General features: G+C 69.2%; 18 protein-coding genes. 7 read left to right on the forward strand and 11 right to left on the reverse strand.

Going from position 1 to position 22,456, the window contains the following annotated elements; all coding sequences use genetic code 11:
• Positions 1-105: 105 nt before the first annotated feature.
• The 3 genes from HNR11_RS00505 to rsmI form a co-directional block, all read right to left on the reverse strand.
• The gene (locus tag HNR11_RS00505; RefSeq protein WP_179440647.1) at positions 106-1,029 is read right to left on the reverse strand and encodes a hypothetical protein; all 924 of its coding nucleotides are present in this window, start codon (positions 1,027-1,029) and stop codon (positions 106-108) included.
• A 173-nt stretch (positions 1,030-1,202) separates the two neighbouring features.
• Entirely contained in the window at positions 1,203-3,077 is a 1,875-nt protein-coding gene (locus tag HNR11_RS00510; RefSeq protein WP_179440648.1) for an AMP-dependent synthetase/ligase, read from the reverse strand.
• 54 nt (positions 3,078-3,131) lie between these two features.
• Positions 3,132-4,067: a 16S rRNA (cytidine(1402)-2'-O)-methyltransferase gene (gene rsmI, locus HNR11_RS00515; RefSeq protein ID WP_179440649.1), complete on the reverse strand. Its 936-nt coding sequence runs from the start codon at positions 4,065-4,067 to the stop codon at positions 3,132-3,134.
• 52 nt (positions 4,068-4,119) lie between these two features.
• Here rsmI and HNR11_RS00520 point away from each other — a divergent pair, with 52 nt between their 5' ends.
• The 4 genes from HNR11_RS00520 to HNR11_RS00535 all read left to right on the forward strand — a co-directional run bounded on the left by HNR11_RS00520 (position 4,120) and on the right by HNR11_RS00535 (position 8,402).
• Complete coding sequence (locus tag HNR11_RS00520) at positions 4,120-5,916, forward strand: dolichyl-phosphate-mannose--protein mannosyltransferase (RefSeq protein WP_343050535.1); 1,797 nt, start codon at positions 4,120-4,122, stop codon at positions 5,914-5,916.
• A 92-nt stretch (positions 5,917-6,008) separates the two neighbouring features.
• The gene (locus HNR11_RS00525; RefSeq protein WP_179440651.1) at positions 6,009-7,163 is read left to right on the forward strand and encodes a hypothetical protein; all 1,155 of its coding nucleotides are present in this window, start codon (positions 6,009-6,011) and stop codon (positions 7,161-7,163) included.
• Positions 7,164-7,167: 4 nt separating this feature from the next.
• Entirely contained in the window at positions 7,168-7,977 is an 810-nt protein-coding gene (locus tag HNR11_RS00530) for a 5-formyltetrahydrofolate cyclo-ligase (RefSeq protein WP_179440652.1), read from the forward strand.
• Positions 7,978-8,048: 71 nt separating this feature from the next.
• Positions 8,049-8,402, forward strand: a complete 354-nt coding sequence (locus tag HNR11_RS00535; RefSeq protein ID WP_179440653.1) for an FmdB family zinc ribbon protein — start codon at positions 8,049-8,051, stop codon at positions 8,400-8,402.
• On the opposite strand, the gene cpaB is transcribed toward HNR11_RS00535, so the two are convergent.
• From cpaB to guaA, 5 genes are all read right to left on the reverse strand, one after another.
• A complete protein-coding gene (gene cpaB, locus HNR11_RS00540; protein ID WP_179440654.1) occupies positions 8,382-9,110 on the reverse strand; it encodes a Flp pilus assembly protein CpaB in 729 nt (242 codons plus the stop codon). The two genes, HNR11_RS00535 and cpaB, sit on opposite strands and share 21 nt — an antisense overlap.
• A 450-nt stretch (positions 9,111-9,560) precedes the next feature.
• Positions 9,561-9,941 (reverse strand): hypothetical protein, encoded by a 381-nt coding sequence (locus HNR11_RS00545; protein WP_179440655.1) that lies wholly within the window; start codon positions 9,939-9,941, stop codon positions 9,561-9,563.
• Positions 9,929-14,206 carry a DUF4011 domain-containing protein gene (locus HNR11_RS00550; RefSeq protein ID WP_218849624.1) on the reverse strand — a complete coding sequence of 1,426 codons (4,278 nt, stop codon included), beginning with the start codon at positions 14,204-14,206 and terminating at the stop codon, positions 9,929-9,931. Before HNR11_RS00550 ends, HNR11_RS00545 begins: the two co-directional genes overlap by 13 nt.
• 173 nt (positions 14,207-14,379) lie before the next feature.
• Positions 14,380-14,892, reverse strand: a complete 513-nt coding sequence (locus HNR11_RS00560; protein ID WP_179440657.1) for a DUF456 domain-containing protein — start codon at positions 14,890-14,892, stop codon at positions 14,380-14,382.
• A 12-nt stretch (positions 14,893-14,904) separates the two neighbouring features.
• Complete coding sequence (gene guaA, locus HNR11_RS00565) at positions 14,905-16,485, reverse strand: glutamine-hydrolyzing GMP synthase (RefSeq protein ID WP_179442783.1); 1,581 nt, start codon at positions 16,483-16,485, stop codon at positions 14,905-14,907.
• A 305-nt stretch (positions 16,486-16,790) separates the two neighbouring features.
• Between guaA and HNR11_RS00570 the strand changes: the two genes are divergently transcribed.
• Together HNR11_RS00570 and HNR11_RS00575 are read left to right on the forward strand one after the other, a co-directional pair.
• Entirely contained in the window at positions 16,791-17,588 is a 798-nt protein-coding gene (locus HNR11_RS00570; protein ID WP_179440658.1) for an alpha/beta fold hydrolase, read from the forward strand.
• A 230-nt stretch (positions 17,589-17,818) separates the two neighbouring features.
• A complete protein-coding gene (locus HNR11_RS00575; protein WP_179440659.1) occupies positions 17,819-19,234 on the forward strand; it encodes an MFS transporter in 1,416 nt (471 codons plus the stop codon).
• Here the strand turns inward: HNR11_RS00575 and HNR11_RS00580 are convergent.
• Both HNR11_RS00580 and HNR11_RS00585 read right to left on the reverse strand, forming a co-directional pair.
• Positions 19,228-19,791 carry a DUF3817 domain-containing protein gene (locus HNR11_RS00580; protein WP_179440660.1) on the reverse strand — a complete coding sequence of 188 codons (564 nt, stop codon included), beginning with the start codon at positions 19,789-19,791 and terminating at the stop codon, positions 19,228-19,230. The genes HNR11_RS00575 and HNR11_RS00580 overlap by 7 nt on opposite strands.
• Before the next feature lie 6 nt (positions 19,792-19,797).
• The gene (locus tag HNR11_RS00585; protein WP_179440661.1) at positions 19,798-20,643 is read right to left on the reverse strand and encodes an SURF1 family cytochrome oxidase biogenesis protein; all 846 of its coding nucleotides are present in this window, start codon (positions 20,641-20,643) and stop codon (positions 19,798-19,800) included.
• Between the two features lie 137 nt (positions 20,644-20,780).
• Here HNR11_RS00585 and HNR11_RS00590 point away from each other — a divergent pair, with 137 nt between their 5' ends.
• On the forward strand, positions 20,781-21,425 hold the full coding sequence (locus tag HNR11_RS00590) for a VOC family protein (protein ID WP_179440662.1): 645 nt from the start codon (positions 20,781-20,783) through the stop codon (positions 21,423-21,425).
• A 130-nt stretch (positions 21,426-21,555) separates the two neighbouring features.
• On the opposite strand, the gene HNR11_RS00595 is transcribed toward HNR11_RS00590, so the two are convergent.
• A complete protein-coding gene (locus HNR11_RS00595) occupies positions 21,556-22,437 on the reverse strand; it encodes a manganese catalase (protein WP_179440663.1) in 882 nt (293 codons plus the stop codon).
• Positions 22,438-22,456 lie beyond the last annotated feature (19 nt).

Raw genomic sequence — 22,456 nt, forward strand, 5'->3', positions numbered from 1 at the left:
GGCCCCGCACAGCGGCCCGCCCGAATCCCCGGGGCGAGAACAGGTGGAACGACGCGTGAATCCGTGCCCATAACCCCCGTCTCTGCCCCACGGATGCCTGATAGGTCACCCTCGACGGTGTGCAATGACGCCGCGCACCTGCCGCACTGCGGATGCGAACCCCTCAGCGTGATCCCGTGCGTTGAAGCGCAGCACGATCCAGCTTGCGGCGAGAAAGACGTTGTCCCGCCTCTGATCAGCCATCGCCTGCTCTGCGCTGAAATGGGTCGCACCCTCGTATTGGATGGCAATCTTCAGATCCGGATATCCGAGGTCGGCGCACCGCGCCCGCAGGTCCCCAGGGTGCACAGAGACTTGAAGCGAAGGTTCGGGCAGCCCGGCACGCACCAGAGACAAGCGCAGCCGGGTTTCCGCGGCCGAGTCAGCTCCCACGCGGACGTGCCGCACAGCCTCCAACGCCCGACGTCGACCCGGGACGCCGTTCGCGCGGGCCAGGGTCTCGTGGAGCTCGCGGATCGTCGTATACGGTTCTCGCCTCGCCTCGAATCGCGGATAGGGATGACGCACCAGGTGATCACCGAAGCAGATCAGCTCCACCTCCCCGAGCTGCCCGGCGAGGTCCAACCAGGTTCGCGCCGGGCTCGCCACCCGGGCCCCGGCGATCATCCACTGATCCTCAGCGTCGGCGGCCTGCCGGTGACTGATCACCTCGAGGCGCCTGATTCGACGATTCGAACCCCGCGGCTGAGTGAGATGGATGCTCTCGCGCTCCCCCAACCTGCGCGGCAGGTCCCATCCGTAGAGTCGGGCCGCCGTGGCGTGCGAGACCCAACACTCCGGCAGCATGCGGGCGAGCTCCAGTGCATCGCTGAGGGAACCCTGCCCTGAAACTGCGGTGTACAGTCCCTGGGTCAGGCGGCGAACGTCGCGACGACGGACCCGCTCCTCCGAGAGTTCGAGCGAGCGAAGATCGGCACGTGTGAACGCCCGGTCCTGGAGATTCGGAGGAAGCTGCTGCGGACGCCGCATGGGGAACAGCCTGACCTAGTTCTGGGGTCCCTCCGAGTTCTCCACAGTCCCAGGCCCACAGAATCGAGATCTCGGCATCGCTGGGGCGAATTCAGGTGGAACAGGCCCTGCATGTGGGGCTATTCCACCCGTTTGCGCCCCAGCGATGCCGCGCACGCCCGAGACCCGGCGGGTCAGTTCGCGTAGACCGAGTCGATGACGCCCTGGAAGTCGGCGAGCACCCGGTGCCGCTGCAGCTTCAGTGAGGGCGTCAGGTACCCGGACTCCTCGGAGAGTTCGACGTCGAGCAGCTCGAACTTCCGGATGGACTCTGCCCGCGAGACCCGCCGGTTCGCGGCCTCCACCGAGAGGCCGATCTCCTGGCGCACCTTGGGGTGCTTGGCGGCGTCGATCAGCGACAGTGACCGGTACCCGTTGAGCCGGCACCAGTCCGCGACCGCATCGGCGTCCAGGGTGACCAGCGCCGCGACGTAGGGACGGTCGTCTCCCACGACGAGGGCCTGAGCGACCAGCGGGTGTGCCCGGATGACCTCTTCCATCGGCATCGGGTAGACGTTCTTGCCGCCTGCGGTGACGATCAGATCCTTCTTGCGCCCGGTCAGGGTGAGGAACCCGTCCTCGTCCAGGGTGCCCAGATCCCCGGTGCGGAAGAAGCCGTCGTCGTCGAAGGACTCAGCGGTCGCCTCGGGCTTGTTGTGGTACCCGTCGAAGACCACCGGGCCCTTGAGCAGCACCTCAGAGTCTGCAGCGATCCGGACGGTGTTGCCCGGCACCGGGATCCCGACGGTGCCGATGCGCGTGGCACCAGGGATGTTGAGCGTGATCGGCGCCGTGGACTCGGTGAGCCCGTAGCCTTCTTGGACCGGCAGCCCGATTCCGGTGAAGAAGTGCGCGATCTCGGAGTTCAGCGTGGAGGCGCCGGAGATCATGTAGCGGACGCTGCCGCCCAGACGGGCATGCAGCTTGGAGTAGACCAGCCGGGCGAACATCGCTCGCCGGGCTCGCAGCCGTACCGAGGGACCGGGCCCCTCCCCCGCGGCCTCGACCTGGAGCGCCCGGGAGTACGCGACCGCTGTCTCTCGTGCGGCCTCGAAGATCTTGCCCTTGCCTTCGGCGCGGGCCTTGGTCGCCGCCCCGTGGTAGACCTTCTCGAAGACCCGCGGCACTCCGAGCAGCCAGGTGGGCCGGAAGCTGGCGAGGTCTTCGAGCAGCGTCGCTGAACCGGGGGAATGCGCCACCTGGACCCCACGGTGCAGACACATCAGCTGCACCGCGCGTGCCAGCACATGGGCCAGCGGCAGGAAGATCAGCGTGCGGGACTCCCCCTCGCCCAGGATCTCGTCCGCGAAGGGCAGCATGTTCGCCGCCCCCTCGGCCAGGTTGCGGTGGGTGATGCGCACACCCTTGGGCCGGCCAGTGGTCCCCGAGGTATAGACGAGCGTGGCGACGTCGTCCAGCCCGGCCCGGGAACGGGCGGCCTCGAGCTGCTCGTCGGAGATGTGCTCACCGGAGGCGGCGAGGTCGTCGAGCTGACGCAGCTCCTCGATGGGCAGCACGGTGGGCCGGTTCCCCTTGAGCTTCGCCCCGGCGGCGCGCAGGCAGTCCTGCAGCTCGCTGCTGCCGGCGAGTGCCAGCTTCGCACCCGAGTCCTCCAGAAGCTCACCGACCTGGTGCTGGGAGCTGGTCTCATAGATCGGCACCGAGATCGCGCCGGTGAACCAGATCGCCTGGTCGACCACCGCCCAGTTGTAGGAGGTCGGCGCCATCACCGCGATCCGGTCCCCGGGCTCCAGGCCGAGCGCGATCAGGCCCTTGGCCACGCCGCGGACCTGGTCGAGGAAACTGGTGATCGAGACGTCTACCCAGCCCCCGGTCCCGTTGGGCACGGCGTACACCGGCTGGTTCGGGCGGGCGGCGAAGAGATCGAGGACCCCGTCAGTGGCGTTGCGCTCTGGCTGAAGCCACGCGACCTGCGCCGTGGCCGCCTCGCGGATGGTCGTGCTGCTCGTCTGAGCAGCCTGTTCGCTGCCCGTGTGCTCCTCGGTCATGGCCCCGCCTGCTCATCGATTCCCCTGCGCTGGAGTGCCTCTCCGCTGTGCGGCTCAGTCTACTGTTCCCGCTGACCTTTCGGCGCGCCTGCGGAGCAGGGCCGCGTCGTAGACCTCGCTGGCCGGGACCCCGTGCGCCGCACCGGTCTCCTTGGCCGCAGTCTTGAGCTTGACCCCCTCGGCCACCCGGTCCAGCACGACGCCGGCCAGCTCCTGGAGGCTCATCGGCTCGCCGCCGGCCCCGGCGGCTGAGCCGCCGCCGATCACCAGGACCATCTCCCCGCGGAGCTGGCGCTGCGCAGCTTCCGCGGCGAGTTCGCCGAGCCCCCCACGCAGCACCTCTTCGTAGCGTTTGGTCAGCTCCCGGGCCAGCGCCGCCGGACGGTCCTCGCCCAGCGCCACGGCGAACTCGCGCAGCGTGGCAGCGATCCGGTGCGGGGACTCGAAGAGCACTGTCGTCCACTCTTCGGTGATCAGCCGGTCGAGCAGCTTCTTGCGCTCTCCGGCCTTGCGCGGGACGAACCCGGCGAAGCTGAACCTGTCGGTGGGCAGCCCGGAGAGCGCCAGCGCCGTGGTCACCGCCGAGGCTCCGGGGGCCACGGTCACCCCGACGCCGGCCGCGATGGCAGCCTCGACCAGCCGAAAGCCCGGATCAGAGACCGAGGGCATGCCGGCGTCGGAGACCACCAGGATCCGGGTGCCTGCTCTGGCCTGCTCCACGAGTTCCTCGGACCGGGATGCCTCATTGTGCTCATGCAGGCTGACCATCCGGGCGTGGAAGGTGACTTCCAGCGCCCTGGCCAGGTGGCGCGCGGTGCGGGTGTCTTCGGCGGCGATCACCTCGGCGCTCGCAAGCAGACGCTTGAGGCGGTCGGTGGCATCGCCCAGGTTCCCGATCGGGGTCGCGGCGAGCACGATCGGGGTGTCCCACAGGCTGGCATCGGCGGGCTCCCGGGTGCTCGCTGGTCGCGAGGTCTCGGCTGGATCCATGACACGCCCGCTTCTGATCGGTGACCGGCTTGCGCCAAGTAGCATACCCATAGTGATCCCCGCTGAGCCTGCCCGCCTGAAGCCGGACCCTGCCGGGGTGGCCGGTGGCCCTCGCGAGCCCGCGGCCGATCGGCTCGCTCAGCTGCAGCGTCGGCTCCACGCCGAACCGTTCCGTCCTGGTCTCTGGGGTTGGGTGCTTCCCGCGCTGATCACGCTCTTCGCTGGAATTCTGCGTCTGCGTGACCTCTCCACCCCGCATCTGCTGATGTTCGACGAGACCTATTACGCCAAGGACGCCTATGCGCTGATGCTCACCGGGTATGAGCTGGTCTGGCCGGAGGAGGCCGACGACGCCTGGCTCGCCGGTGACCCGCAGCCCACCGAGGACGGCTCCTATGTGGTGCACCCGCCGTTGGGCAAGTGGCTGATCGCTGCCGGGCTGCGGGTCTTCGGGCAGGACAGCGCCTTCGGCTGGCGGATCTCCTCAGCCGTGGCGGGAACTCTCGCGGTGCTGCTGATCATTCTGATCGCGCAGCGGATGTTCCGCTCCGTCTTCCTGGGCGCCTTCGCCGGGCTGCTGACCGCCATCGAGGGCCACCATCTGGTGATGAGCCGCGTGGCGCTGTTGGACATCTTCCTGATGCTCTTCGTGCTGGCGGCGTTCGGGGCGCTGCTGGCGGACCGGTACAGCGGACGACGGCGGCTTGCCGCCTGGGCGCTCAGCCGCGAATCTGACCTGGAGCAGTCCCGGGGCTCCGTCGGGAGCTCGGGCAGTCCTGGTCCGCGACGCCGCAGGCCCCGGGGAGCCTCACCAGCGGTCCGGCATCCACAACACGGCGGCCGGAGGCAGGAAGACGGGCGGGCTCTGCCAGGTGGACCGTGGCTGGGCGTCCGGCCATGGCGTCTGCTGGCCGGTGTGCTCTTGGGGGCGGCTGTGGCGGTGAAGCTCTCGGCGCTGGCCTTCCTCGCGGTGTTCGGGATCATGGTCATCCTGTGGGATCTGCAGGCACGGCGCCTGGCCGGCGTCGAGCGTTGGGCCCGGTCCGGGCTGCTCAAGGACGCGGTGCCTGCGGTGCTCACGGTGCTTCCCCTCGCGGCCGCCACCTACCTGGCCAGCTGGACCGGCTGGCTCAGCTCGCAGGGTGGATGGGGGCGGCAGTGGCACCTCTCGCACCCGGCAGAGGGCCTCGCCCGGTTGATCCCGGACCCGATCCGGTCACTGTGGAACTACCATGTCTCCGCCACCGAGTTCCATCAGGGGCTCAGCAGCGGACACGACTATGCGTCCTCCCCGTGGACCTGGCCGTTTATGGGGCGGCCGGTCTCGATGCACTATGACTCGATCTCCGCCGGGGAGGTCCATGAGCCCACCGGGGAGGTGTGCGGGGCGAAGACCTGCTCCTCCGCCGTCCTGGACCTGGCGAACCCGGTGATCTGGTGGGCCGGGCTGCTGGCGCTGCTGCTGGTGGCGCTGCTCTGGGCGGGACGCCGGGACTGGCGCTATGGCGCGATCCTCTCGGGCTTCGCGGCCGGGTATCTGGTGTGGCTGCTCTTCCCCGAGCGGACGACCTTCTTCTTCTACACGATCAGCTACCACCCGTTCCTGATCCTGGCCCTGACCGCCGTCGCCGCTCTGGTGCTGCGCATCGGCACCGGTGGTCACCGGGCCGACGGCACCGCGCGCAGCGTCGCGGCGGTGTTGGCGGCGCGCCAGCGCAACACGGTGATCCTGCTGTGCTTCGTGATGCTCTGCGTCGCCGCCTCGGCGTTCTTCCTGCCGATATGGACCGCGGAGATGATTCCCTACCAGCAGTGGCGGATGCGGATCTGGATCGACTCCTGGCTCTGAGGTTGCCCACACGCCCGGCCGGCAGCGGTGGTCTCCGGCGGGCCGGGCCTAAGCTGGAGAGAGCAGAACCTGCCGAGAGGAACGCCACCCGCATGCTTGACCCCGCCGCATCACTGCCCTCGCGCACCCAGTGGGCCGAGGGCGCTCGCTGGTCGGTGGAGCGGGCCTGGCCGGTCCCCGGTCAGCCGCGGGTGCTGGCGGTGGAGGTCACCTCCGCCGAGGAGAGCGAGGAGACCGAGCGGTCCGATCCTCCGGCCGGTGCTGGGCGTCGCGGTTCTTCCCCCTCGCGGCGTGCTCGTCGGGCGGGCCACTACCGCGTCCAGGATGACGACGGCGCCGCCGGCGGCAGCGCCGTGCTGGACCTGTTCCCGCACCATACCGATCCCGGGCTGCCTGCTCTGCACCAGGCTGCCGACGCAGCAGTGGTGATCGCCCATGAACCCGGACTCAGAGCCGTGGTGCATCACCGCACCGGGGCGGAGGAGAGTTACACCGTGGTGCTGCCCCCTGGCCAGGCGCAGTCGCTGCTCGACGGCCTGCGGCGCGCGCAAGCGTTCTCCGGTCCGTTCCGGCTCCCCCGGCTGACCGGCCACTGCGATTCCACCGCCACCTTCCAGGCGCTGCCCGGGGTCTCCCTGCACCGACCGCACCGGCTGGGCGCCGAGGTCTGGGAGACCGCCTGGGATCAGTCGCTGGATGCCTGGTCCACCGCGATCCAGCACCCCGGCGAGCTTCCCGCCAGCGCCCCGGTGCACGGGGCGGCCGCGGAGATCCGACGACTCCAGCACTGGGAATCGCTCATCCGGCCTTACATCCTCGGCGCTGAGCTCTTCCACGCCAGCGTGAGCGCGGCCTGTGATGCCCTGGCGGCGATCCCGGAGCGTCGGATGGTCCCGGCTCACCGCCAGCTCCGCGATGAGGACCTGCTCTACTCCGCCGATCAGGGACCGGCCCTGGTCAAGGTCTCCAATGCCGGGTGGGCGCATCCCGCGCTGGATCTGGGCGGGCTGCGCGCCTGCGCCAAATGGAATGAGCTGCGCGGGCTCTGGGACGCCGCCAGTCGCGCGGTGGTCGTGGGGCTGATCAATGACACGGCCTACCGGAACGGGGTCCCCGCCGACGCCCTGGAAGCCTACGAGCGGGCCGCACTGCTGCGGCTCAGTGCCCAGTTCACCTTTTCCCCCCGTCTGGCCGACGCCGCGGAGGCTCTGCGCGCCAGCCTGGTCCAGTCCGAATCCCTGCGCTGAACCGATGGCAGACAACGATCCCCAGAGCACCCCGGGCCTCGGTGCGGAACCCCGACCCGCACTCGCCGACCCGGCAGGCGAGGGTTCCGACCGGGCAGCCGGTCTGCCCGACTCGGCGCACGGCTCGGGGCCGGGCTCAGCGCACCGCTCAGCGCACGACTCGGCTCCCGGCTCAGCGCGGGTGACGGACGGCGCCGAGCCCGGCGGCGCAGCTGCCAAAGCTGCAGCCCGAGCCCGGCTTCGAGCGGCACGGCGGCGCCTGACACCCGCGGAGATCGCGGGCCGCGGCCAGGCGCTGGCCAGGGTCCTGTCCTCGCTGGTGCCCCCGGGCGTCGCCGTGGCGGGGTACCTGCCGATGCCCGGGGAGCCCGATGTGCGCGCCTTCCTCTCCGATCACGCCGCCGGCGGGGGCGCCGTGTACGTACCGGTGATCGCCAGCCCGGACAGCCGTGTCCTCGAGTGGGTGCGCTGGACTCCTGAGGCGGTCCTGCAGCGCAGCGCCTTCGCCCGCATCGATGAGCCCCAGGGTGACCGGCTGAGCACGCAGGCACTGCAGGAACTTCACACGCAGGGACTCTCCATCCTGGTTCCAGGCCTGGCCGTGGACGACCAGGGCGCTCGCATGGGCCAGGGGGGCGGCTTCTATGACACCGCGTTCGGAGCCGGCAGCGACCTCGGCGCCGCGCTGCGTCTGATCGCCGTGGTGCACGCCGCAGAGGTGCTCAGCCCGGGGGCCTTCCCCGTGGAGCCCCATGACCTGCGGGTGCACGCCATCGCGACCGAGCGCGGAGCCACCAGGCTGAGGGCTCTATAATCGACTGGCAGCATTGCCCCGGCCGACCGGTGGCAGCTGACCTACCAGCGACCTTCACCTCTGAGGAACCGATGCCCACTTATGCCTATGCCTGCAAGGACTGCAGCCATGCCTTCGACATCGTGCAGACCTTCAGCGACGATTCATTGACCATCTGCCCCGAATGCCAGGGCACGCTGCGCAAGAAGTTCGGCTCGGTCGGAGTCTCGTTCAAGGGCTCCGGCTTCTACCGCACGGATTCCCGGGCCGCGTCCAGCGCCGGGACCGACTCCTCGAAGCGCTCGAGCACGGACGGGGCATCCGGCAGCTCCAGCAGCTCCTCTGAGAAATCGGGCTCGGGAGCCGGCGCGAACAAGGCCTCGTCCGGGGCGCAGGCCTCGAAGGCCGGGGCCTCCAGCTCGGGCTCATCGAGCTCCTCCAGCTGAGTCCTCGGCGGGTCCCCTCTGCCGATCTGCGGGGCCGGGCGGCTCCACGGTACCGCGCAGGCTCAGGTGCAGCCGTCCCTCCTGCGTGGCTTCGGCGATGGACTCTGCGGTCGCTGGGTCCACGGCGAGGATCACCACCCCACCCGGTTCGGTCCCGCTGGGCAGCCAGTTCTCCGAGTCGTCTCGCGGAGTCCAGAGCACAGGCGCCGCAGTCGCCACGAGCTGCGAGGATGAGCCGCGTTCCAGGGTGTCGCTGGAGGCCAGCACGTCCACCCGCTGGCCCGGGGTGAGCAGCGCCACCATCGCAGGATCAGCCGGTCGCACCGGCACCGCGACGGTGCCCGGGTCCTGCCCGGCGAGCAGGCCTGGGCCCACCAGCTGCTCCGGGTGGATCAGCGCTCCTGCCGGTATCGGAACCGCGACCTGCCGCCCGAGCATCTGCTCGACTTCCACGTCGTAGTCGCGCGGGACCGCCGCGGCGTCGACCTGGACCTCCTCGATCACGGCGGCGCTCAGCCGCTCCCCCACGCCGAGATCAGCCGTCACGCGCAGCGCCGAGGTGGTCTCCAGCTGACCTTCGGCACCGGCGAGCACCGACGCCGCGGCGGCGCCCAGTCCCAGCAGCAGTGCCAGCGGTATCCGGAAGCGCTGCACCCAGCGCGGCAGGCCAGGACCACGCAGGCGCCGGTTGACCCGTGGTGGTCGCACCGAGGACTCACGGACCCTCCTCCGCCGGCCCGGCACGCCAGGCGCGGAAGACCGGCGCTCCGAACGGACCGCGCGACCCGAGCTGGCCAGGCTCTCCAAGCGACCCGAACTGCCAAGGCTGCCTGAAATGTCCAGGCCTCGCGGGCGACCCTGGCGACCCTGGCGACCCGAGCTGCCCGGGCGAGCCAGACTGCTGGGTCCGCCCTGTCGTGGATCCGGTCCCGGGACCGGCATTCGTGCCCGCCGGGGTCGCTGCGGAATGAACGCTGCGGTGGTCTCACGGGGAGCCGCCGGCGTCCGGCGAGCTGAATCGGCGTTCTGCATGCCTCCCAGCGTCGCCGGAGCGGCCCTCTGAGGCGTCGTCGCGGGCAGATCTGTGGAGATCAGGTGCGGCCTCGGCCGGGCCGGCACGCTGGGGAATACCCCGCCACGCCGGCGCTGCCTGAAGCCTCAGCCCCAGTGCGGCGGGCGTTGGCTGAGGATCCAGGCCTCGTGGGCGCTCAACGGCGCGGCAGCGACCGCGTCGCGGCGCACCGTCGCGCCGTGCAGAGTCTCTCCGGGGGCTGCTGGGGCCGACTCTGCGCCGTCGGACGCTGTGCTGTCGGGCGCTGTCCCGCCCGGTCGCCGTGCCGACCCAGACGAGCCTGCCGAATCGTCGGGCTCCGGGGCCAGGAACGGGTCCGTGAAGGCGGACTCGACCTCATGGGACTGTCCCGAGGTCGGGGGCGCGACCACGCGCCGTCGGCCCCGCCGCCGCCCCTGCCGACCGGCACCTCCAGCCCGGGAGGTCTGGTCCTGCTGCCCCCCTGAACCAGGCTCTACTGCTTCCATGCCCCGCGCTCCCTGGGCGGCAGCCACTTCTTGGATTTGCGGTGCGAATCCTCATCCGCGAGGTCAGCCGCTCCGCCGAACCGAATCCCCTCGCTGCGGGCCTGCTGTTCACGGGCCCGGCGGCTGCGCGCGGTCTCCCCGGCAGTGTGCACGGTGATCCGACCTGACTCGGCGAACTCCGGCCCCGAGGCCAGCCCGACCTGCTCGGCGACGAACTCGGTGCAGCGCACCGGGTTGGAGAAGACCTCAATGGTCCAGAGCACCATATAGCTCCAGCCCAGGGCCTCGAATGCGGCAGGGCGCTGCCGGGAGCGTTCACGCACAGACATCGCGCCGTAGCTCTTGGTCCCGTCCGAGACCATGGCCACCGGGACCATCGACTGGTCTGGGGTGAACCTGCGGGAGCAGGCGGCCAGGTCCAGGGTGCCACGGAACCCGTCCTCCACCCGTCCGCCGCGAGCCCGGATCCGATCCACCAGGTCCAGCACCAGCGGGTCGGTCAGCTGCGCGGAGGCGGTGGGGTTGTCCGAGCCCTCCAGGCCCAGGCTGATCAGGTCGTGGATCTGGGCGCCACCACCGGTCAGCGAGCCGCGGTCCATATCGGTGTGGGAGAGCGAGGTGACCACCCGCAGGTGCTCGCGCGCCCGGGTCAGTGCGATCGCGACGTGTTCCTGGCCGCGCGCCTCGGAGAGCTCGCCGAAGCGGGTGGCGGGTTCGCCCTTCACAGAACGCCCGAAGCCCAGGCTGAAGATCACGTCATCGCGGACCAGGCCCGCCGCGCGCTCCACCGGAGTCACGACGAAGCCCTCGCCATGGGCGCCCTGGGTGAAAAACGGCTTGGCCCAGACGTGGTTGGCCAGATTCAGCCGGATCGCATCGGCGACTCGGCGCGCATGCCAGGCGGAGCCGGTGACCACGGCCAGCGAATGGCCTCGGCGGGAGCGCACGTGCTCGAAGACCATGTCCACCACCCGGTTGACCTCACCGGTGGGCGATTCCACGGCGTCGCGGTATCCGGCTCGTCCGCCGGCCACCAGCTCCACGGTGAACCGGCGGTCCTGGCCGGTGAGCTGCGCGGCGTCGGGGAGCCGTGTCAGCTGATTCTCGTAGAGGGCAGAGGAGAGCAGCCCGGTCAGCTCCTGGTCCACCCCGCGGTGCACCTGGCGCAGCGCATAGTGCGGCAGCACGGCCGCCAGCTCGTTGTAGATGGAGGCCGGGCGGTGTTGTTCGGTCTCGCGCGCGAGCGGATCGGCCGAGACGTGGAAGGGCGTGGGTGACCCTGCCACCGGGTCGCCGAACGCGATCACCTGCTCGGCCCGGGTCACCGCATTCAGCGCGGTGGGCACGGCGAGGGACTCGGCGTCGAGGAGGATGACGACGTCGGCGCGGTAGTCCATCGGGAACTGCTCACCGAGCCCGAGTGGGGAGGTCATCCAGATCGGGACCAGCGGCTGGGTCACCTTGGGGTTGATCGCCTCCAGAGCTTCAATGCTCGGCGTGGCATCGCGCAGCATCCCGCGCAGGCTCGCGGCGGCCTGCGGATGGGCCTCCACGGCCGACTTCCAACGCACGGCCAGCGCATGGCCTAGCCGTTGCGCGCTGGACTCGATGTGCCCGGCATCGGCGTCGCGGAACGTCTCCTCGATGCTGCGCAGGTTCTCTCCGGTGGTCATCGCCAGGTAGTCGTCCCCCGAGATCATCGCCTCCAGTGCGGACTGCCACCAGGCGAGCTCCAGCTCTTCGGCGACGACGTTCGCGCTGATCTCGCGCTCGGAGAAGTCCTCCATCAGGTCCCGGAAACCCTGCTCGCGCAGCTGCTCACCGAGCAGGGTGCGCTCCGGAAGGGTCTCCAGCGGCTTCTCGTCGGCGGCAAGGGTCTCCACGGTCTCCAGCAGCTGCTCCACCGGCATCTCGCTGAGCGCTCCGGTCTCCACGACCTCGTCGAGCCGCTGCAGCCGGGCCTGGACCTTGCCGAAGGTGTCGCAGAGCTGGTCCAGCCGGTGCGGCACCTTCGGTGCGGAGCCGGACCTGGCCCACTGGTTCCACTCCTCCCGCTCGGACTGGACGTCGATCAGCGAAGAGTGCAGATCCCCGATGGCCACACCGGGGCGGACGTACTCCTTGGCGACCCGGCGCAGCCGCGAGCGGGTCACCGACGTCATCTCCACGTTGTTCTGCCGGCGCCACCAGCCCGGGGCCGTGGCAGCGATCAGGTCGTCCACCGCGCGGACGTAGACATCGTGGCTGAACCTGCCCAGAGATTCCTGGACCCGCTGGAAGAGCAGCACCTGGCTGTTCCATTCGCTGAAGGTCGCTCCCGGCGTGATGCCAGCGGCCTGACAGGCCGAGACCATCATCTTCTGCAGCTGCGGAAGCTCCTCGCGCAGCTGCACCACCAGGGCCATCGCGTCGCGGGTCTCCTGGCGGTTGGACAGGCGGGCGTTGAACCAGGGACTGTTCCGGGTCTCAGCGGAGAAGGCACCGAGCTCTGCGGCGCGCTTGAGCTTCACCGTGATCTGGCTGCGGTCCACGGTGTTGTCCAGCACCGAGCGTTTGAGCCGGACCGAGGTCGACGGCGCCGGGTTCAGGCTGGTCAGCGCCGCGAGTGCCTGCATGGCCTGGTAGGGCGAGCAGTCCCAGCGGCGACGCACATTGTGCAGCGACTTCACGTGATCCAGCAGCTGGTGGCGGGACTTCTTCAGCCTCGACTGCAGGGTTCCCAAGCGCGGGGGTTCGGCCCGTTCGTTGCGGCGTATGGCCCGAATGAGCTGGTCACGGATCTCCTCGGAGGTCGAGGCCGCGGAGATGTTGCCTGCCAGGGTGCCCAGGTGAACCTCGGAGAGCCGGTGCTTGAACTGCTCCAGCGTCGCGGTGCGCTCGGCCAGCACCAGGACCCGTCTGCCCTGCCACGCGAGCCCGGCGGCGGCGTTGATCGCGGTCTGCGTCTGGCCGGTCCCAGCCGGCGCGGAGATCACCGCAGACTGGCCCGCGAGCACGGCATCCAGTGCCGCCTGCTGGTCCGGGTCAGCATCGGCGACCAGACGCTCGTCACGTGGTTCCCGCTGGTCCACCGGGGGCAGCTGCTGCCGCGCCTGCTCCGCCTGGGTCTGCCCCAGGGGTTCACCGGTGGCCATCGCGTGAATGACGGGATGATCCAGCTGAAGTCCCGAGGGATCACCCAGGAAGGTCAGGTCCGCGAAGGTGGAGACGTAGAGCTGGCGCCAGACCTGGACCGAGTGCAGCGTCTGCACGCCCCCGGCGATCCGGGCGAGCGCGTCGGCCGGACGATTCGGATCAAAGCGTGCGGTCACGTAGCCGGTGTTGTGGAACTCCACCGGGTCCAATCGGGTGCTGTGCCGGGTCGCCAGGTGGCGGACCAGGGCAGGGTTGAGCCGGGCCGCGGCGCTGAACTGGATCTCGAAGTCCCCGCTGCCGTCTTCACGTGGTCGCAGCGTGATCGGCACCAGCATCACCGGAGCGGTGAAGTCCTCGGTGAAGCGCTCTCCGGAGGAGACCTCGCCGGCGTCCTCGGTCCAGCTCACCACACCGGCGGCCAGGAAGCCGACGTCGATCCCGCGCTCCTCAGACATCTCCCGGGTCTTCGCCCGGATGCCCTGCGCCGCCTGCTTGCCCAACGTGAACGCACTCTGGTCATTGAGCAGCGTGGAGAGCCGGGTCTTGCGGCCCGCCATGAGCTGCATCATGCCTGAGGCGTTGGCGTCGGTGAGGTCGATGGCATTGTGCTGGCTTGGGGAGAAGCGCAGCATCGTGTCGTTCTCGGTCCCGGAGCCCACTGATTCCAACCAGGCAGCCACCGGATCCCGGCCCTGGTCCCGCATGGATGTCGGATCGGCGGAGGCCGCCGACTCTGCAGAGGCCGCGGAATCAGCAGACGCGGCGGAGGCGGCCGAAGCGGGCGTGGTGGGAGATCCCGGGGAGTCTGGTGAGTCGGGAGAATCTGCGGAGCTCGGCGAGGCGGGGGAATGTGGGGAGGCCGGGGAGCTCGGGGAGGCAGGCGAGTGCGGCGAGGCAGGAGACCCTGCAGAGCGCGGGGAATCCGGCGAGTCGGGCGAACCCGGCGAACCGGCAGAATCCGTGGTGGGCGCCGAGGCGGCCGAGCCCCCGGAGTCCTCATTCCCCGCGGACCCGGAAGGTCGCGAGGCGGCGCGGGCGTCGTCGTCGGCGGTGTGCTCCTGGCCCGCAGCTGCGGCCTGCGCATTCTCGAACGGCAGGTCCCGCTCCCCAGCGGCTGGTTCTCTACTCACAGACGACCTTCCAGAATCCCCAAAGGGATGAGCTTACGCCCACTCCCGCATCCCCGTCTCCCTCAGAGATGACGGGGATCGCTGATAATGACATGGCTTGAAGTCTAATGAGCCCGCGGGCCCAACCTCCAACAGGTTTCAGCCTGACCTTGAAGCCGCCGGTCCGCTCCCGGTCAGCCCAGGAAGTGGACCAATGAGCCGATCAGAAACGCCGAGATCGCCAGCCCGGCGAGCAGAAACTCGAGCAGGATTCCCAGACCCACGGCGCGCAGCGCGTACAGGCTCGCGGTGCCCGCGGCGCGGAAGTCCCGGTCCCGGCGGACGAACTCTGCGCAGAAGAGCCCTGACGCGAAGCCGATGAACAGACCCAGCGGCGGAAGCACGAAGATCCCGATCAGCCCGGTCCCGATGGCGATCAGGATCGGCCCGCGCGGGATCTGCTGCCGGTGCAGCGAGCGACCGGTCAAGACGGTGGAGCTGCCCCACCCGATCACGGCCAGCACCACGCCGAGCAGCGCGGCGGTCCAGACCACCGGGCCGCCGAGCAGCACTGCCCAGACGATCAGGGTGATGATGATCAGCAGCGAACCCGGCAGGATCGGCAGCACCACACCGAGCGCGCCGAGCACCAGGAGCAGCCCGACGAGGACGGTGGTGAACGTCTCGGCGGCGGCAGAGTCAAGCATGAGTCCTCCGACTCACTCCCATTCGATGGTGCCAGGGGGCTTGGACGTCACGTCCAGGGTGACCCGGTTGACCTCTTCCACCTCGTTGGTGATGCGGTTGGAGATCTTTGCGAGCAGGTCATATGGCAGGCGGGACCAGTCGGCGGTCATCGCGTCCTCGGAGGAGACGGGGCGCAGCACGATCGGGTGGCCGTAGGTGCGGCCGTCGCCCTGGACCCCGACCGAGCGGACATCGGCGAGCAGCACCACCGGCATCTGCCAGACCTCCTGGTCGAGACCCGAGGCGGTGAGCTCCTCGCGGGCGATCGCGTCGGCCTTGCGCAGAATGCGCAGCCGGTCCTCGGAGACCGAGCCGATGATCCGGATGCCCAGGCCGGGGCCGGGGAACGGCTGGCGCTGGACGATCTCGGCGGGAAGTCCGAGCTCTGCGCCGACCGCGCGGACCTCGTCCTTGAACAGCGCACGCAGCGGCTCGACCAGCTTGAAGACCATGTCCTCGGGCAGGCCGCCGACGTTGTGGTGGGACTTGATGTTTGCAGCACCCTCGCCGCCGCCGGATTCGACCACATCGGGGTAGAGCGTGCCCTGGACCAGGAACTCGACCTTGGCGCCGTCGGCCGCAGCCTCGGCGAGGACTGCCTGTTCGGCGCCCTCGAAGGCGCGGATGAACTCCCGGCCGATGATCTTGCGCTTGGTCTCGGGATCGGTGACGCCCTCCAGAGCGGCCAGGAAGCGTTCACGCTCATCGGCCACGTAGAGCTTCGCACCGGTGGCCGCGACGAAATCGCGTTCCACCTGCTCGGCCTCACCTTCGCGCAGCAGCCCGTGGTCCACGAACACGCAGGTCAGCTGGTCCCCGATGGCCTTCTGCACGAGGGCTGCCGCCACGGCGGAGTCCACACCGCCGGAGAGCCCGCAGATCACCCGGGAGTCACCGACCTGGGCGCGGATCGCGGCGACCTGCTCCTCGACGATGTTGCCGGTGGTCCATTCCGGGGTCAGACCGGCTCCGTTGTAGAGGAAGTTCTCGATGACCTGCTGGCCCTGGGGCGAGTGACGCACCTCCGGGTGCCACTGCACGCCGTAGAGCCTGCGCTGCTCATCGGCGAAGGCCGCCACGGGGGCACCTTCGGAGGAGGCCAGGACCTGGAAGCCCTCGGGGGCCTGCTGCACGGAGTCGCTGTGTGACATCCAGGTGGACTGGACCGCATCGGTGCCGGTGAGCAGGGAATGCGGGGCGTTGACGCTGCGCACCTCGGTCTTGCCGTACTCGCGGTCACCGGTGCGGGCCACCTCGCCGCCGAGGCTGTGCGCCATGGCCTGGAATCCGTAGCAGATGCCCATCACCGGGATGCCGGCCTCGAAGAGCTCTGACTCGACCGCGGGGGCGCCCTCGGCGTAGACCGACGCCGGTCCGCCGGAGAGGATCACGGCGGAGGGGTTGCGCGAGATGATCTCAGATGCGGCGAGGGTGTGCGGGACGACCTCGGAGTAGACGCGGGCCTCACGCACGCGGCGAGCGATGAGCTGGGCGTACTGCGCGCCGTAGTCCACCACCAGAACGGTCTGGGCCTCGGAGTTCGAACGTTCCACGGCGGGGACGGCAGAGTCTGCGGAATCAGGCTGAGAAGTCACCGTCCCATCCTAGCGGCCCGGGCGGGCAGGCGGCTTCCGGGCACCCTGCCCTTCCGCTCGCCTCTCGCTCCTCTCGTGCTCGCTCATCGCTGGGGCGCAAAGCGGCGGAATGACCGCGCATGCGTTGCTGACAGCGACCGTCTGCGCCCCAGCGATGCAGCTCCGTCTGTGCGGCGTGCGACCGCGCGTTCCCGTCACGCTGGCGGGCGCGCCTAGGATGTACGGGACCGCAAGCGCCCCATGCAGGACAGGAAAGACGCACCATGACTGCCGAGCCAGCTCAGCTCCACGCCCAGCACGTCGGTGAGACGGGTGAGACCGTGGTGTTTCTGCACGGGCTCTTCGGTCAGGGCAAGAACTTCACCCAGATCGCCAAGGCGCTCACCCCGGATCTGCAATCGGTGCTGATCGATCTTCCGAACCATGGCGGTTCCGAGTGGACCGAGACGTTTGACTACATCGAGCAGGCAGACCTCGTCGCGGAGCATCTTCGGAGCACAGTGGCCAGTGAGCGTCCGGTGCACCTGGTGGGGCACTCCATGGGCGGCAAGGTCGCGATGGTGCTGGCCCTGCGGCACCCGGAACTGATCAGCCGCCTCGCTGTGGTCGACATCTCCCCGGTGGCGCGGGAGTCCATGGGTGAGTTCGATCATCTCATCGGCAGCCTGAGCCGCCTGGACCTGGCGGAGCTCTCCTCCCGCGGCGAGGCCGATGAGCTTCTGCAAGAGCCGATCCCCGAGCGGATGGTCCGCGGCTTCCTGCTGCAGAGCCTGGTGCGCGACGGCGAAGGGTTCCGTTGGCGGGTGAACCTTGACCTGCTCCACGAGTCTCTGCCGCAGATCGGGGGCTTCCCGGAGTTCACCGAGGAGACGTTCGAGGGCCCCGTGCTCTGGATCGCCGGAGCCGAGTCCGACTACGTGCAGGATGACTTCGCTCCTGCCATGCGCGCGCTGTTCCCGCGCGTGAGCCTGACGACGATCAAGGACGCGGGTCACTGGGTCCACGCGGAGAAGCCCGAGGTCTTCTCAGCCGTGCTCAAGGCCTTCTTCACGGCGGACTAGCCCCGAGAACGACGACGGCGCTCCCCCGCGCCGGCATTCGCTCCCCCGCGCCGACATTCGCTCCCCCGCGCCGTCATTCGCACCCCCGCGCCGGCATCAGCGTTGCTGGGGCGCGAACAGGCGGAATCATCGCGTGACGCGAGCTCAGAACACCCGTTCGCGCCCCCGCGACGGGGATGACGCCTCAGCTCGGCGGAGGATCGGAGCAGGCGGCGGTCTATGATGCGGGCATGACTCACGGGGACGCTCGGACGCGGACATTCACGCAGCGATCTCGGGCGAAGCGGACCGAGGCGAAGCGGACCGAGGCGAAGCGAGCCGAGGTGCAGCGGCGCACCCTAGTCGTCGTCGTCTTCAGCCAGATACTCGGCGGCGCCGGACTGGCAGCAGGGGTGACCGTGGGTGCCCTGTTGGCGGAGGAGATGCTCGGCTCTGCGAGCCTGGCCGGGCTGCCCATCGCACTGTTCACGCTGGGCTCTGCGCTGGCCGCGTTCTCCGTGGGGCGGGTGAGTCAGCGCTGGGGTCGCCGCGTCGGGCTGGGTCTGGGCTTCACTGCCGGAGGGCTCGGTGCGATCGGTGTGGTGGCCGCGGCGATCGCGGATCACGTCCCGCTGCTGTTCTTGGCGCTGTTCGTCTACGGGGCTGGGACTGCGACGAATCTGCAGGCCCGCTACGCCGGAACTGACCTGGCGCCAGAATCACGCCGTGCCACGGCGATCAGCATCGCCATGGTCTCCACGACCTTAGGTGCGGTGGCCGGCCCGAATCTGGCCCAGCCGCTGGGGGATCTTGCAGCGGGCCTGGGCATCCCCCCGCTGGCCGGGCCCTTCCTGCTGGCCGCCGCCGCGTACCTCGCCGCCGGAGCGATCCTGTTCGTGTTCCTGCGCCCGGATCCGTTCCTGTTGGCGCGGGAGCTCGCGGAGATTGAAGCTGCTGAGGCCTCCAGCATCACCCAAGCCGTTTCCGGAGCCGCCGCTGCATCCGCCGCCGAACCCGCCTCCACAGGCGATGCCGACCCCACCTCCGGGGCAGGATCCTCGGCCTCTGCACCTCCCGCCCCCGCCGCCAGGCCCGGCAACGGTGCATACATCGGCGCCACCGTGATGGTGCTGACCCAGGTGGCCATGGTCGCGATCATGACCATGACTCCGATCCACATGCTCGCCCATGGCCACAGCCTGGGGTCGGTCGGGCTGGTCATCGGGCTTCATGTGGGCGCCATGTGGCTGCCCTCGCTGGTCACCGGAGTGCTGGTGGATCGGTGGGGACGGATCCCGATGAGCGTGACGGCAGCTGTGATCCTGCTCGGCGCCGGGCTGGTGGGCGCCGTCGCCCCCGGAGATTCGCTCGGTCTGCTGATCCTGGCTCTGATCCTGCTCGGGGTGGGCTGGAATGTGGGCCTGATGGCTGGCACTGCGCTGGTCGTGGACGCCACCGTCCCGGAGAATCGCGCCCGCACCCAGGGCGGTGTGGATGTGCTGATCGCCCTCGCTGGAGCTGGAGGCGGCGCAATGTCGGGCATGGTGGTCTCCGCCACGAGCTTCGAGCACCTCTCGCTGGGCGGTGGGCTGCTCGCACTGCTGCTGATCCCGGTGCTGTTCTGGGCGCGCCGCTCCCCCGCGCGGTCAGCGGAACCCGCTCAGTAGCGGCGCACGGCCTCCGGGTTGGACTCCATGTCGACCCTGACCTCGCGGGCGATCTTGCGCTCCACCACGAAGCTCAGGAACGGCACGACGCCACCGAGCACGATGGTGACCAGCCGGCCGACCTTCCAGTTCATCAGGTACCAGAGCCGGAATCCGGCGATGATGTAGACGACGTAGATCCAGCCGTGGATCACCGCGATCCAGTAGGAGATCCCGGTGCCGTCCACGACCGAGTCCTTGGGGTGGAAGCCCAGCGTGTTCTCAGCTCCGTCCGCGGTCGTGCCGCCGGCGTAGAGCTCGTAGCCGAAGCCGTAGTCCATGATCATCTTGGCGACCAGGATCAGCAGCATGATGCCGGTGATGAAGGCGAACGCCTTATAGAAGGTCAGCGATCCCTGGATCTGCGCGGCGGTCCCGCCGAAGCGGCGCTGCCTGGGCCGCGGCGGAGCCGGCGGGAGGTCGTCGTGCACTCCGGCCTCGTGCACCGAGGCGTCGTGCGTCGAGGCATCGGTCGCCGAGGCATCGGTCAGGTGGTCGCCGGTACGGGAGTCACTCATGGGTCTCTAGTCTTTCGCTTGGTTCTGCTGCCGCAGGGCGAGCTGCTCGGCGCGCCACTGCTCCTGCCATTCGCGGTCCAGCCGCTCTTCCTCCAGCTGCTTCTCATGGGCATCCTTGACCAGGCGCCACCACAGGTAGAAGGCAAAGCCGGCGAAGACCGTCCACTCGACCCCGTAGAAGAGGTTCAGCCAGTTGATGTCCGAGGTCTCGGGCTGCGGGTCGACCCGCACCGGTTCCATGGTGGAGGACGACGACGCCGCGCCCAGCTCCGTCCCCTCGGCGTCCAGGGTCTGGAACGCCACGAGGAAGCCGGAGTAACCCGGCTGGTCCCACACGTTGATCAGCTCCGCCGGGGAGAGCGTGGGGAAGATCTGTGTCCCATCGGCGGACATCCCCCGCTGACCGGGACCGGGAGCCTCGGGGGGAAGCAGGCGGCCTTGGATCTCCAGCGGCTGTTCAGCCGGAAGCTCCTCGGCGGCGCCAGGGTCCTCGACCCAGCCACGGACCACCGGGATGATGTTCTCATCGGGCGCGTCCTCGGGGCGGAATGCCGCAACGACCCAGTAGCCGGATTCCCCGTCCTGGAGTCGTTCCTCGATCAGCACCTGGGTGTCCTCGAGGAACTCGCCGCTGGTGTCCACGATCCGGTCGGCCTCGGCCACCGTCATCGGCTGCTGCGGCTCATGCACCTCGGTGAGCGGGACCGCCGTCTCGGTGATCTCCTCGGTGGGAGGCGGTTCAGAGCTCGATTCGCTGAACTGCCAGGCGCTCAGCACCACGAAGACCGTGGCCAGGAGCAGCGCCAGGGCGAGGGTCCCGATCCATTTGGGCTGTAGAGCGGTCTTGAGCACCTATCAAGGATACGCGCCATGCGCAGGGCCGGGTGCGTCGGCGTCGCGATATTTCTACATTCAGTAGAAAAATGTGGAATAAGTATGAATATTCATCAGGATTTATATCTGCGCGTCAGTGGTGCCATGATGTTCTCATGATGCGCCTCGATCACGTCTCCTATGCAGTTGGTCCCGATGGAATGGAAGCCACGGTGGAACGAATCACCGATGCGCTGGGCGTGGAACGCGTCCGCGGCGGCATCCATCCACGCTTCGGCACTCGCAATGCCATCATCCCGCTCGAGAACCGGCAGTACCTCGAGATCGTCGAGGTGCTGGACCACCCCAGTGCCGACAAGGCCCCGTTCGGCCAGGCGGTGCGCAACCGCTCCCTGGTGGGCGGAGGCTGGATGGGCTGGTGCGTGTGCGTCGATGACCTCTCCCCCTTCGAGGAGCGGCTGGGACGCAAAGCGGTGCCGGGCAACCGCAAGTTCCCGGACGGCCAGGAGCTGACCTGGCAGCAGATCGGGATCAAGGGGCTCATCGCTGACCCCCAGGTGCCCTACCTGCTGCGCTGGAACGAGGGCAGCGACGAGCTGCACCCCTCCCAGGCCTATCCCCCCGAGGCGACGCTGACCAAGCTGAGCATCGCCGGCTCTCCGGACCGGGTCACCGAGTGGCTCGCCAGCCCGAGGGTGGATCCCTTTGAGGATGTCGATGTCGAATGGATCGCCCCCTCCGGAACTCCCGGGATCATGTCAGTGACCTTCCAGAGCCCCAAGGGCGACGTCACCATCTGAGGTGCGGTGTCGGCCGGTCAGGGCAGGGGCGAGCGCAGAGCCCCCTCGGTCTCCCAGCGCATAGAGGTCCGACGCAGAGAGAAGCGGGGTCCGCCGATGGCGGACCCCGCGATCTCCAGTCCTGCGATTGCTAGCTGCGCTTCAGCGCGTCCTGAACGGCCCCAGCAGCCTTCTCCACGAAGTTCGGCGCCTCGGTGGTGCCGTAGAACCTCGAGTCGGGGTGGGTCGGAGGCGGCATCGGCACGCCCTCCATTGGGGTGTCCACATAAGTGAACTCACCAAGCCCGTCCGGACTGGGCCCCGAGGCCCAGGGGCCCTCCGCCATGGATTCGCCATCGGAGAAGTTGATCGCCTGGTAGGAGAACTCTCGGTGCTCCTTCTTGATCGGGAAATTACTCGGTACTGGCAGCTGCTCCACACCGGACTCCTGCAGCTCCCGCGCTGCGGCCAGCCACTGGTTCTGGTGATGGGTGTCCCGAGCCAGCAAGAAAGAGAGCAGGTCCCGCACCCCGGGGTCATCGGTCTGGTGATAGAGCCGGGCAACCGCGATGCGGCCCTGCATCTCCGCGTTGATATTAGAGGTGAAGTCCGCCAGCAGGTTCCCGCTGGCGGTCACGTATCCGGCGTTCCAGGGGTTGCCGTTGCTGTCCACCGGGCGAGCCCCAGCACCAGCGAGGATCGCGTCCTGGACGTCCATCCCACCGACCACAGCGGCCACGGTGGGATCATCCTGCACCGCGTCATCGGTGATCCCGTGCGGGGCCTTCTCCAGCAGCTGGGCGACCATGGTCGCGAGCATCTCTACGTGGCCGAATTCCTCAGCGGCGGTGGAGAACAACAGGTCCCGATATTTGCCTGGTATGTGTGCGTTCCATGCCTGGAAGCTGTACTGCATGGCTACGGTGATCTCCCCGTACTGGCCTCCGATGACCTCCTGGAGCTTGCGGGCGTAGACCGCGTCTGGCTTCTCCGGGGAGGCACTGTACTGCAGGGCTTGTCTGTGCAGAAACATAGGTATCTCCTGTTCAATT

The organism is Nesterenkonia sandarakina (genome assembly GCF_013410215.1).
In the GTDB taxonomy this organism is placed as follows: domain Bacteria; phylum Actinomycetota; class Actinomycetes; order Actinomycetales; family Micrococcaceae; genus Nesterenkonia; species Nesterenkonia sandarakina.

What these genes read in the sequence shown, in the direction of transcription:
- HNR11_RS00505 (WP_179440647.1), bottom strand. Translation starts at nt 1,029, where the DNA reads ATGCGGCGTCCGCAGCAGCTTCCTCCGAATCTCCAGGACCGGGCGTTC.
- HNR11_RS00510 (WP_179440648.1), bottom strand. Translation starts at nt 3,077, where the DNA reads ATGACCGAGGAGCACACGGGCAGCGAACAGGCTGCTCAGACGAGCAGC.
- rsmI (WP_179440649.1), bottom strand. Translation starts at nt 4,067, where the DNA reads ATGGATCCAGCCGAGACCTCGCGACCAGCGAGCACCCGGGAGCCCGCC.
- HNR11_RS00525 (WP_179440651.1), top strand. Translation starts at nt 6,009, where the DNA reads ATGCTTGACCCCGCCGCATCACTGCCCTCGCGCACCCAGTGGGCCGAG.
- HNR11_RS00530 (WP_179440652.1), top strand. Translation starts at nt 7,168, where the DNA reads ATGGCAGACAACGATCCCCAGAGCACCCCGGGCCTCGGTGCGGAACCC.
- HNR11_RS00535 (WP_179440653.1), top strand. Translation starts at nt 8,049, where the DNA reads ATGCCCACTTATGCCTATGCCTGCAAGGACTGCAGCCATGCCTTCGAC.
- HNR11_RS00545 (WP_179440655.1), bottom strand. Translation starts at nt 9,941, where the DNA reads ATGGAAGCAGTAGAGCCTGGTTCAGGGGGGCAGCAGGACCAGACCTCC.
- HNR11_RS00560 (WP_179440657.1), bottom strand. Translation starts at nt 14,892, where the DNA reads ATGCTTGACTCTGCCGCCGCCGAGACGTTCACCACCGTCCTCGTCGGG.
- HNR11_RS00570 (WP_179440658.1), top strand. Translation starts at nt 16,791, where the DNA reads ATGACTGCCGAGCCAGCTCAGCTCCACGCCCAGCACGTCGGTGAGACG.
- HNR11_RS00575 (WP_179440659.1), top strand. Translation starts at nt 17,819, where the DNA reads ATGACTCACGGGGACGCTCGGACGCGGACATTCACGCAGCGATCTCGG.
- HNR11_RS00580 (WP_179440660.1), bottom strand. Translation starts at nt 19,791, where the DNA reads ATGAGTGACTCCCGTACCGGCGACCACCTGACCGATGCCTCGGCGACC.
- HNR11_RS00590 (WP_179440662.1), top strand. Translation starts at nt 20,781, where the DNA reads ATGATGCGCCTCGATCACGTCTCCTATGCAGTTGGTCCCGATGGAATG.
- HNR11_RS00595 (WP_179440663.1), bottom strand. Translation starts at nt 22,437, where the DNA reads ATGTTTCTGCACAGACAAGCCCTGCAGTACAGTGCCTCCCCGGAGAAG.